Source organism: Acinetobacter sp. UBA3132 (genome assembly GCF_002364825.1).
Taxonomy (GTDB): domain Bacteria; phylum Pseudomonadota; class Gammaproteobacteria; order Pseudomonadales; family Moraxellaceae; genus Acinetobacter; species Acinetobacter schindleri.
The window spans coordinates 1-10,632 of the sequence record NZ_DEZM01000129.1; the positions used below are offsets into that span (position 1 = coordinate 1).

Here is a 10,632-nt window from a genome sequence, read left to right on the forward strand (position 1 = left end):
TTATTAATTAATAATAAAAATAAATATAAAATCAAAATAAATACAATTAACCCGAATTCAGATAGTAGTAATATAGGCAAGTTATGGGGATGTAAAACACTATGTTTAATATATAGAAGAAGATGATTCCCTCCTATCCCCCACAAAAGATGATTGGACCAAGCTTCTAACGTTTGAGACCAAATTTCAATTCTTCCAGAGGAGCTATATCTCGCTAAAGAAATATTCTGATTGTCAGAATTAAGTGCTTTATAGACCCAATGCAAGATAAGAGCAGTTAAAAAAGATACTGCCGGAATTTTAGAATATGTATAAAAATTTCTTTTACTTATAAAATAAAAAAATATAAAAGATACAATAATACTTAAAAATATGGCACGAGAACCATTCAATATGAAATTTAAAAAAAATAAGGTAGATGCCACAAAAAGTAAAGTCTGAACCTTTTTATTATCTAAATATTTCGTTGAAAAATACCAAATCAGAAATAAACACGGCAACAACGCATCATCTAACATTCGGACATTTACAAATGATTGTGTCCATACTGCATATGGATTACCCAATAAACGATCTATTAATGCTATAGGCAAAAAGATAAGCGTTAATACTGGAAAAAGGCTCAGCGTAAATATTAATCTTTGATCTACATTTTTTAAAACTCCAATCAAACATAAAAATATGATTAACAACCCTAAAAAATGAAATACTTCCTGTAAGGCCCGAAGAGAATAAATAGACTGAAATGATGAGTAAATTAGCAATACTGTTAAAGTGATAAGAATAAAATAAATTTTGGATTTTAAAATGATATTTTTTTGAAACAAAAGATAAATACTTGAAAATATAACTAATAGAATCTGAAGAATACGAAATCCATCATATGGATAATAACTCCAGAATAGATTTAAGCCAGAAAAAATAATAAATCCATAACAAACAAATAAGAATAAAATGATATTTTTCATTTTTAAAAATAAAAGGCTAGTTTTACCTAGCCTTTTATTAATTTTTAATTAAGATAAAGAACAAGTAGCTGAATCAGTACACTTAGCAATCTTAACACCTGGATCTGCAGGAGTACCAGTTACACCTGAAAAGGTAGCTAAGGTTAAACCACTAGCTGGCGCAACTACAATTGTTTTACAAGCCTTAGTAGCTGCAGCATCAACACTTGTGGCACCATTATTCAAATCTGCCAAAACTTTATTTGCATAGGCCTTAGTTTCTGCCAAACAAGCATTTTCAGCTGACTTAATTGTATAATTGCGATATTGCGGAATCGCAATCGCAGCAAGAATACCGATGATCGCCACAACGATCATTAATTCAATAAGAGTAAAACCTTTTTGAGCATTCATAACATTCTCCACAAATGTTTTTGTTTATTTATAAGCCTAAAGAAAAAGCTCATTTAGCTTAATTTTATATTTAGCACTAAGTGTGCCAAGTTTTATTATAATAAAATTTAGAGAAAAAACAGTACTTTAAAAAAATATTTTTATTTTTGTAATTTTTGTGTTTTCTTTTGTGTAACTAACTGACAAAAAATGTCAATTAGTTGACTAAAATCACCCCAGAATGATTGGTTTATTCCCTAATTCATTTTCTAAATCACCTATCTTTCGATCATAGTACTGATCTAGAATTTTTCCAATTTCTATAACACCTTCAATCACGCCCTGCTTAAACTGCTTTTGCTTTAATAATTGAATAATATGCTGACAAATCTGATCCCAGACTTGTTGAGTTGTCGCCTGTTTGATTCCCCGATCAATCACAATTTCAACCTTATGCTCACACAAGTTTAAATATAGCAATACCCCACTATTATATTCGGTATCCCAGACACCGAGCTCGGCAAAAAGTTGTCGAGCTCTACACAAAGTATCCTGATAATAGGCTGATCGTGCAGATAAGCATCCCTCGATTACGACCTGAATTTCTCCGACATGACCATGCTCTGCTTCTTCAACAGCTAGTGCAATCGCATGTTGATCCTGCTTGGAGAAAAAACGCTTGGTTGCCGGCATATAAAAGAAATGTTTCAGCCAGCGTTTAAAACTCGGCCGTGCATACTCTTCCAGCTTCGGCTGTGTGACAATCTCTGTTGTATCTGTAGTTGTTACCATGAGCCTGATGCTCCTCCCCCACCAAAACCGCCACCGCCTCCACCGAAGCCGCCACCACCAAATCCACCTCGTCCTCCACCGCCACGACCAGCACCAGAAACAAAGGCATACAAAAGTAGTTGCGCCAGTGAAGTGATTAATACAAAAAATACGCCAATCCCAATCATTAAACTGGCAATTAAACCCATGCCATTGACTAAGCCAGCAGCTGTGCCTGCAACTGCAGCAGTTACAGCACTGAGTTTTTTACCAAAAATCATCGAAGCAACCACACCAGCGATGATAATAAAAATCACAGTACCAAAAGTTGCTTGAGAGGCTTGCTGGGCTTTATAAGCCTGTTCCTGACGCTCTTTCAGTTCATCCGCGGCCTGTGCTGCAATTTCTGGATCAAGATTTAAAATCCGTTCTATTTCAGCCAGTCCTGAATCAATCCCCTGAGCATACTGCCCTTGCTTAAAATACGGCGTAATTTTGTCATTGATAATTCGCCCTACCACAATATCAGGCAATATGCCTTCCAAACCATAACCAGTCAAAATCTGAATGCGGCGATCATTGATGGCAATGGTCATGAGTAAACCATTATCACGTTTAGCCGAACCAAGCTGCCAGGCCTCAGCGACACGCATGGAATAATCAAAAATATCTTCCTGCCCGGTGGTCGGAACAATGACCACACCTATTTGCCCTTTGCCTTCATTATAAAGTTTCAGAATACGCTGACTGAGTTGCTGTTTTTCAGTGGGACTCAGTAAATTTGCCTGATCAATCACCGGTTCATTCAGACTCGGCAAGTCGCGCTGAAGCTGCCCTTCTGCCATATCATTGGCAATTTGTGGCTGTGATGCTGCAGTTTCTGTACTTTGATCCGGAGTATTTTGATTCGTTTTAGGCTGCAAGATTTCACGCGCCACGATGACTTCTTCAGTATCCGTTGCTGTGGCTGTTTCTGCTGAAGCCGGTGTTGTTAGCCCCATACCCAATATGAGGAGCAACCCAGCACAGTATTTCAGCAGCATCTCAGGCATGTGATTTCTCGCTTATTTATACGTCAAGTTATTCAAAAGACACCGTTGGAGCTTTCTGAGCACTTTGCTCGGCACTGAAGTTTGGTTTGGTATCCATACCAATCACTTTAGCTGTCATGACCTGCGGGAACTGACGTGCGTAGCTATTAAAGTCCTGAACTGTGGTGATATAACGGTTACGCGCTACCGCAATCCGGTTTTCTGTACCTTCTAGCTGTACTTGCAAATCACGGAACTGCTGATTGGCTTTCAGGTCTGGATAGTTTTCAGTCACCGCAAGCAGGCGTGATAAAGCACTGGTCATTTGTGACTGTGCTTCCTGATAACGCTGGAATAGTTCAGGATTTTCCAGTACTTCCTGATCGACTTTGAGGCCTGCTACATTGGCACGTGCCTGAGTGACTTCTGTGAGCACCTGCTCTTCATGCGCGGCATAGCCTTTCACCACATTCACCAGATTCGGCACCAGATCGGCACGACGTTGATACTGGTTCTGTACTTCAGACCAGGCTGCAGTCACAGCCTCATCTTTGACTTGCAAGGTGTTATAGCCACAGCCACTCAGGGTTAAGGTACTGGCCAGCATCAAAGCTATGAGAGATTGTTTTAATACACGCATGATGTCTCGTCCTCAATTCTTTATTGATATTTATATAATTAATTTGATTTTAAACAGTATTTTCTAAAGTTTTGTTACTTTTTATAATCTTTTTAATGCTTCCTATTTTAAGCTTGGAAATTATCAAAAATAAAAAAAACCCGCCGTAGCGGGTTCTTTAAATGATTTCAGTGAATTTTTAACTGTTAGATATCGAGGTAATCCAGAATACCTTCTGCAGCCTGACGACCTTCCCAGATCGCAGTGACCACTAGGTCAGAACCACGCACCATGTCACCACCAGCAAAGATTTTTGGATTCGAAGTCTGGAATTTATATTGCTGCTGTTCAGCGGCAACGACACGACCAGAACCATCGAGATTAATCTCGACATCTGCAAACCAGTCCGCTGGGCTGGTACGGAAACCAAATGCCAGCAGTACTGCATCCGCAGGCAGAATTTCTTCTGAACCTGGAATTGGTTCCGGGCTACGGCGACCACGACTGTCCGGCTCACTGAGTTGAGTCGTAACGAATTTCACCCCCGTCACTTTACCATTTTCACCAACGATTTCGATTGGTTGACGGTTAAACTGGAATTCCACCCCTTCTTCACGCGCATTTTTTACTTCACGACGTGAACCCGGCATGTTTTCTTCATCACGACGGTAAGCACAGACGACAGACTCAGCACCTTGACGGATTGAAGTACGGTTACAGTCCATTGCGGTATCACCACCACCTAGAACAATCACTTTTTTGCCTTCAACACTGATGTATTCCGATGGATCTTTTTCCCAGCCCTGGCAACGGTTCACGTTGGCAATCAGGAAATCCAGTGCATCATAAACCCCATTCAGGTCTTCACCGGCAAAACCACCTTTCATATAGGTATAAGTTCCCATACCCATGAATACCGCATCATAGTCAGCCAGTAGCTGGTCGATGGTCACATCTGTACCAATTTCAGTGTTCAGACGGAATTCAACACCCATACCCGTGAAGATTTCACGACGGCGTTTCATCACATCTTTTTCCATCTTGAATTCTGGAATACCAAACGTCAGCAGGCCACCAATTTCCGGACGTTTGTCAAACACGACTGGCTTTACGCCGGCACGAACTAAAATATCCGCACAACCAAGTCCGGCAGGACCTGCACCAATGATGGCAACTTTTTTATTAGTCCATTTTACATTGGACATATCTGGACGCCAGCCCAATGCAAAGGCGGTGTCATTGATATATTTTTCTGCATTACCAATGGTGACTGCACCGAAACCATCATTTAAGGTACACGCCCCTTCACATAGACGATCTTGTGGACAAACACGACCACAGACTTCTGGCAAGGTATTGGTTTGATGGCACAGTTCTGCTGCCTGAAAAATACGGCCCTCTGCCAGCAACTTCAACCAGTTTGGAATGTAATTATGAACCGGACATTTCCATTCACAATACGGGTTACCGCAACCTAGACAACGATGTGACTGATTTGCAGCCACTTCAGTTGTGAAAGGTTTATAAATTTCCACAAATTCTGCTTTGCGGACGTCAATCTCTTTTTTCTCTGGATCTTGGCGTGCTACATCCAGGAATTGAAAGTCATTACTTAGGCGTTCTGCCATGTCTCTCTCCGTGGGTAGATGCAAGGGATTCACAGTTGCCTTGCATCTGCCTTCATTTCTGCAGTAGTGGAATTATTGTGGATCAGCTTGAGTTGTTTTCAACAGCGTTTGCAAGTTGGCAGCTTTTGGTTTTACCAACCAGAACTTACGGCTATAGAAGTCAAACTCGTGGCGGATCTTGTACGCCCAAGCACTACCTGTTTCTTTAATATGTTCATCCAGGATACGACCCAGGAACTCTTTGTGCTCTTCCATTGCTTCCGTAGAAATACGATTCAGCTCAATCAGTTCATGGTTGTAATGGTCAACGAAGTCGTTATCCAGATCAAGCACATAGGCAAACCCACCGGTCATACCTGCACCGAAGTTGTGCCCAACTTTACCAAGCACAGTCACAATACCGCCAGTCATATATTCACAGCAGTGGTCACCCGCACCTTCAATCACGGCAAAGGCACCTGAGTTACGTACCGCAAAACGCTCACCCGCAGTACCTGCAGCAAACAGTTTACCGCCAGTCGCCCCATACAGACAGGTATTACCAATAATTGCGGTATTTTGTGTCTGGAATGGCGAACCTTTCGGTGGGAAGATCGAGATACGACCACCTGCCATACCTTTACCGACATAGTCATTGGCATCCCCTTCAAGGCTGATGTGCAGACCACCGGCATTCCATACACCCAGTGACTGACCTGCTGTACCCAGCAAGTTTACTTTAACCGGATGAGCCTCCATGCTGAGGTTGCCATAACGCTTTGCAATCTCACCAGACAGACGTGCACCAATCGAACGGTCACAGTTACCAATGCTGTAGTGATATTCGCCACCAGTACCTGCTTCAATCGCTGTCAGAATTTCTTCCACCATTTTCTCAGCCAGAATACCTTTATCAAACGGCGCATTGCCCTGAACTTCACAGTACTGTGCTTTACCTTCAGCTGCAGGATGTGACTCCAGCAATTTGCTCAGATCTAGATGTGCATGCTTGTCAGTTTCACCTGGCAAGACTTCTAGCAGATCGGTACGGCCAATCAGGTCTTTCAGACTCGATACACCGAGTGCTGCCAGCCATTCACGGGTTTCTTCAGCAATGAACGTGAAGAAGTTGATCAGCATTTGTGGCTCGCCAATATAATGCTCTTGACGCAAGTGATCCTGCTGAGTTGCTACACCGGTTGCGCAGTTATTCAAGTGACAGATACGCAGGTATTTACAACCCAATGCAATCATTGGTGTTGAACCAAAGCCGAAGCTTTCTGCACCCAGAATTGCTGCTTTCACAACGTCCAGACCGGTTTTTAAACCACCATCGGTTTGTACACGGACTTTGCCACGCAGGTCATTTACGCGAAGGGCCTGATGTGCCTCAGAAAGACCCAGTTCCCATGGTGAACCTGCGTGGTGAATAGAGGAAAGTGGAGAAGCCGCTGTACCGCCGTCATAACCAGAAATGGTAATGAAGTCAGCATAGGCTTTCGCTACACCTGCCGCAATCGTACCGACACCTGGTTCAGAAACAAGCTTAACTGACACCATCGCCTGTGGGTTAACTTGTTTTAAATCAAAGATCAACTGTGATAAATCTTCAATTGAATAGATGTCATGATGCGGTGGTGGCGAAATGAGGGTTACACCTGGTACAGAGTAACGCAAACGGGCAATGAGACCGTTCACTTTACCGCCCGGCAACTGGCCACCTTCACCTGGTTTTGCACCTTGTGCGACTTTAATTTGCAGGACTTCTGCCGAAGTTAAGTAAGCAGGAGTCACACCAAATCGGCCCGATGCAATTTGTTTGATTTTCGAGTTACGGATGGTGCCGTAACGCGCTGGATCTTCACCGCCCTCACCTGAGTTTGAACGACCACCAATCGTGTTCATGGCAATCGCGATCGCTTCGTGTGCTTCAGGCGACAATGCACCTAAAGACATACCCGCAGAGTCAAAGCGAGGCAGGATCTCTTCTACAGATTCCACTTGATCCAGTGCAATCGAATTGTCTGTTTTCAGTTTGAATAGGTCACGGATCGTTGCGATCGGACGGTTATTCACCAGTTCTGCATATTCTTTAAAATCTGCATAATTACCAGAACGTACTGCTTTATGCAGTGAATTAATTACGTCTGGGTTAAATGCATGGTATTCCTTGCCGAATACAAATTTCAGCAAGCCACCTTGATCAATTGGTTTACGGTTTTTCCACGCGATATCAGCCAATTGTTTCTGGTCATTTTCAAGATCAACAAATGTTGCACCCTGAATACGGCTTGGTACACCAACGAAGCATGTGTTCACGACTTCATTGGATAAGCCTACTGCTTCAAACAGCTGACCGCCACGGTAAGAAGCAACCGTTGAAATACCCATCTTAGATAGGACTTTTAGTAAGCCTTTTTCAATACCCTTACGGAAGTTGTTTTGCGCGTATACCGGATCACCCAGCAATTCACCTTTCGCAACCAGATCATTGATCACGTCATACGCCAGGTATGGATAGATCGCTGTCGCACCAAAGCCTAGAAGTACAGCAAACTGATGTGGATCACGAGCAAAACCAGTTTCGATAATCAGGTTCGCATCGGTACGCAGACCTGTATTGATCAGATAATGGTGTACTGCACCAGTGACCATCACAGCATTGGCTGGCAAGAAGCCTTCACGGATTTTCTTGTCTGAAAGAACTAGTAAAGTCTTACCATCACGAATCGCTTGGGCAGATTCTTCACAGATACGTGCAATCGCCGCTTCAAGACCTTCTGCTTCTGGATAGTTCAGGTCGATGTCCGCAATTTCATAACCTTTACGGCCGATGGTACGGATCTGATGCATTTTTGAATTCGTCAGCACTGGGCTGGATACGATCAAACGGTCTGCATGTTCTGGGCTTTGCTCAAATACATTCTGTTCACGACCGAAACAGGTTTCCAGTGACATCACAATCGATTCACGTAATGGATCGATCGGCGGATTAGTAACCTGCGCAAACTGCTGACGGAAGTAATCGGAAACGTGACGGACCTGACGTGATAACACGGCCATTGGCGTATCATCACCCATTGAACCTACAGCTTCCTGACCGCTTTCTGCGATTGGACGTAATAACTGGTCACGTTCTTCAAAAGTCACCATGAACATTTTCTGTGCCGCTTTCAGGCTATCGCCTTTTAAGCCTTGATCGCACAGATATTCTTCCAGCTCAGGGCTACCCTGTAGACGTACTGAATTTTCACGCAGCCATTCACGGTATGGACGCATACGTTTCAGGTGGTTATTGACATCCTGAGTATCTAATACTTTACCAGTCAAGGTATCCACAACCAGAATCTGACCTGGACCTACACGACCTTTAGATACTACATCTTCAGGCTCATACCCCCATACACCGATCTCAGACGCCAGGGTGATGTAACCATTTTTAGTCACGACCCAACGCGCAGGACGCAAACCATTACGGTCCAGCATACAGATCGCATGACGACCATCCTGAATTACAAGTCCTGCAGGACCATCCCATGCTTCCATATGCTTAGAGTTAAATTCGTAGAATGCACGTAAGTCAGCATCAAGTGTTTCAACATTCTGCCAAGCGGGTGGAACCAGCATACGTAGCGCACGGAACAGGTCCATACCACCACCTATGAGGATTTCCAGCATGTTATCCAGACTAGAAGAATCCGAACCAGTACGGTTAACAATTGGGTTCAGTTCAGTCAAACCTGGCAGTAATGGATTTTCGAATTTAGGTGTACGCGCCAGCGCCCAGTTACGGTTCGCAGTAATGGTATTGATTTCACCATTATGCGCCAGATAACGGAATGGCTGAGCCAATGGCCAGCGTGGTAGTGTATTTGTAGAGAAACGTTGGTGGAACACCACAATATGTGACGCCAGACGCTCATCAGCTAGGTCAGTATAGAAGTCAGCAATTGCTGCTGGCATCATCAGACCTTTGTAGCTGATCACAGTTGAGCATAAGGTAGTTACATAGAAGTATGGATCATTTTTCAGTTTCTGCTCGGCACGACGACGCGCCAGGAATAACTTACGGTTAAATTCAACCTCAGTGACACCGATTGGGCAGTTAACAATGACCTGTTCAAAAGCAGGTAAAGACTGCATCGCAATCTCACCTAATGCGCCATTATTCGTTGGTACCACACGCCATGCAATAACGCGGCAACCTTCTTCTTCAATTTCTTTGGTTAATACTTGTTTTGCGTGTGCTGCCAGTGCAGGATCCAGGTTCAGGAAGATCGTACCTACAGCAAAAATTTCGCTTAAGGTAATGTCACTTAAACGCTTTGCTTCTTCACGAAAGAATTCCTTTGGCATTGCCAAAAGCAAACCACAACCATCACCGGTCTTACCATCTGCGGCAATACCACCACGGTGGGTCATACAACTTAAACTATGAATTGCGGTCTTGACGAGATCATGGCTTGCATCACCCTGCATATGGGCGATCAAACCGAAACCACAGTTATCTTTAAACTCATCCGGTTGGTATAAACCTTGAGCGGGAGCTACATTATTAGGCGATGGCATGTGCATAGCGTACCCTTCTTATCACAAAGCCCTGGCGGGCTGTTAAACAATCTAAATCCGTCTTTGCGATGGCGTCCAATTTACTTTCGAGGAAATTTCTATGAGCAGAGTAAAACTTTTCTTCACACTTTGAAGATAAACCTTTTCAGATTAATACGCATGAAAAATAAAGTTTAAAAGACTCAGAAATCACATAAAAATAACGACTAAATATGACACTTACGCATAATCATCGAATCATTTTCGCGCCAAAACAGGGAGATTAATTCAATTCATGCACCAATAAAGCAAAGAACATGCCAACTTGATGCACTAAGACAGAAACAATACCAATGACAAAGATTTAGCAAATATTTGGAACAGAGTGATAATTTTTATTGTGTATTTTTTGCACCAAAAGCGCACATTTATAGCATTTTTTCATACAGGGTGCGCTATTTTAGCCCGCACCCAAATTTGTATTAGTTAAAAGGATCACTTATCTCTTGTTCTTCAGCACGTTGTTGACCATTGGATTGAGCACGTGGCGTTGACGGTACAGTGCTTTCAGACTTCTGCACATCTACTACATTCCCCGATGGATCACGACGAACAATGGTTGTACTGGTGGTACTTGGCGTATTTGATGAGGGCTGGCTCTGCGGTTTAGGAACTACTGTTTCCTCTACTTTTGGTAGAGGCACATTTTTTAATCG

Annotated in this window: 7 protein-coding genes and 1 pseudogene; all 8 read right to left on the reverse strand. The window is 43.0% G+C overall.

Going from position 1 to position 10,632, the window contains the following annotated elements; genetic code table 11:
* Positions 1-968: O-antigen ligase family protein (locus B4033_RS06515; protein WP_286832768.1), on the reverse strand; the 968-nt coding region annotated here is incomplete at its 3' end.
* Between the two features lie 48 nt (positions 969-1,016).
* Complete coding sequence (locus B4033_RS06520) at positions 1,017-1,361, reverse strand: prepilin-type N-terminal cleavage/methylation domain-containing protein (protein WP_286832769.1); 345 nt, start codon at positions 1,359-1,361, stop codon at positions 1,017-1,019.
* 210 nt (positions 1,362-1,571) lie between these two features.
* Positions 1,572-2,132, reverse strand: a complete 561-nt coding sequence (locus tag B4033_RS06525) for a TPM domain-containing protein (RefSeq protein WP_286832770.1) — start codon at positions 2,130-2,132, stop codon at positions 1,572-1,574.
* Positions 2,126-3,163: a TPM domain-containing protein gene (locus B4033_RS06530; RefSeq protein ID WP_286832771.1), complete on the reverse strand. Its 1,038-nt coding sequence runs from the start codon at positions 3,161-3,163 to the stop codon at positions 2,126-2,128. Before B4033_RS06530 ends, B4033_RS06525 begins: the two co-directional genes overlap by 7 nt.
* Positions 3,164-3,191: 28 nt before the next feature.
* A complete protein-coding gene (locus B4033_RS06535) occupies positions 3,192-3,782 on the reverse strand; it encodes a LemA family protein (protein ID WP_103800490.1) in 591 nt (196 codons plus the stop codon).
* 185 nt (positions 3,783-3,967) lie between these two features.
* Positions 3,968-5,389, reverse strand: a complete 1,422-nt coding sequence (locus B4033_RS06540; RefSeq protein ID WP_286832772.1) for an FAD-dependent oxidoreductase — start codon at positions 5,387-5,389, stop codon at positions 3,968-3,970.
* Positions 5,390-5,461: 72 nt separating this feature from the next.
* The gene (gltB, locus tag B4033_RS06545; protein WP_286832773.1) at positions 5,462-9,937 is read right to left on the reverse strand and encodes a glutamate synthase large subunit; all 4,476 of its coding nucleotides are present in this window, start codon (positions 9,935-9,937) and stop codon (positions 5,462-5,464) included.
* Between the two features lie 461 nt (positions 9,938-10,398).
* A pseudogene (locus B4033_RS06550) lies at positions 10,399-10,632 on the reverse strand (hypothetical protein); the annotation flags it as partial.